The organism is Phaeobacter sp. CAU 1743 (assembly GCF_039839315.1).
In the GTDB taxonomy this organism is placed as follows: domain Bacteria; phylum Pseudomonadota; class Alphaproteobacteria; order Rhodobacterales; family Rhodobacteraceae; genus Phycobacter; species Phycobacter gallaeciensis_A.
In genome coordinates this window covers 1-1388 of sequence record NZ_JBDOQR010000186.1, presented here as the reverse complement: position 1 = coordinate 1388, position 1388 = coordinate 1, and the positions used below count along the sequence as shown (strand labels likewise).

The 1388-nt window shown below is 51.9% G+C and carries 2 protein-coding genes; both read left to right on the top strand.

The window, feature by feature from the left end:
• Window positions 1–88: 88 nt before the first annotated feature.
• On the top strand, window positions 89–592 hold the full coding sequence (locus AAFO90_RS24850) for a class 1 fructose-bisphosphatase (protein WP_347511186.1): 504 nt from the start codon (window positions 89–91) through the stop codon (window positions 590–592).
• A gap of 86 nt (window positions 593–678) precedes the next feature.
• Window positions 679–1302: a sugar ABC transporter permease gene (locus AAFO90_RS24845; protein ID WP_347511185.1), complete on the top strand. Its 624-nt coding sequence runs from the start codon at window positions 679–681 to the stop codon at window positions 1300–1302.
• Window positions 1303–1388 lie beyond the last annotated feature (86 nt).

The following is a 1388-nucleotide window of genomic DNA, read 5'->3' as shown; positions in this document are numbered from 1 at the left end:
ACATGGCGCCATCGGCTATCGGCCGCCGCAAGAAGTGGAGGAAACTTTCTACGCAAGCATAAACGCTCTTGATCACGTCGCCTAAGTTTTGAACAAAAAACTCTCCGGCAAACCCGGGGCGGTTCACATCGGTGAATTCCGTCACACCCACAGCGATATCACAACACCAAGCAGCACGGCAGAATTTGCGATCAATGCTTCACGGTATAGGTGGTGGGAACCCCCAGTTCGGCAGTACGTGGATGACTGCGTGGCTGGACAACAGGGCCCGAGACAGAAGAATTTCAATATGCGTTGGGTCGCATCCATGGTGGCAGAAGTTCACCGCATCCTGCTTCGGGGTGGTGTCTTTTTATATCCCATTGATGAAGCAAATCGATCAGATGGCGGAAAGCTCCGGTTATTTTATGAAGCAAACCCAATGGCAATGCTCATGGAAGAAGCCGGTGGCTCAGCATCTACGGGCCGGGAACGCATCCTTGAAGTTGCACCAACGGCGCCACATCAAAGAGTGCCCGTAATCCTCGGTTCACGCGAGGAAGTGGTTCTTCTTGAGAGCATGCATCGAGAATTTGATGAAGCGGTCCGATAACGTTTGATCCAACCGCTCAAAACCGAGAGGGGAGGAAGGCTATCAAAGAGCAAAACAACGCCGCCTGGCTCATGATTTTGCCAGCAATGTCGCTTCTCGCGATTTTTGGCCTGGTTCCATTGGTGGCTGTCCTAAACTACTCTTTTTTTGATATTTTCACTCTCCAAGACCGGTTTTGGGTAGGGTCAGAGTGGTATGGCGAACTGGTGACCACCCCAGACCTTTTCTGGTCCTTGCTGCGTAGTGTTTTTTTCTCATCGCTGGTGATCTTTGTGCAGTTTCCGCTAGGGATCGGAATAGCCCTGCTCTTGCCAAAGAACAAAATTCTTAGCGGCCTGGCTCTGATGTTGGTGGCGATCCCACTTGTCATCCCGTGGAATATGATCCCGATCATCTGGTTGAACATGCTTCACCCAGATTTCGGTATTCTGTCAGCATTTTTTGGGGAGATTGGCTGGGACTTCGACTATAAGTTCAATGCCGTCCACACATACTTGCTGCTTGTCGTTGTCGACACATGGCATTGGTTGGGCTTGGTCATCATCTTGGCCTACTCAGGTCTGTCCAGCATTCATCCATCTTACTATCAGGCAGCACAGATTGACGGAGCTACGAGATTTGCGGTTTTCCGCTTCATAGAGCTCCCTAAAATCCGCGGCGTCCTGCTTATGGAGCAGTGTCCCAACGATTGGTGTAATTTCCGCCGTTAGCGCGGGCTGAGCGGAGCCTTTTCGTAGCGAAGCGAGGCCCGCGCGGGCCGCTTGGCGGCCACGGTTGTTCTTCGGCTAAAGTTTGG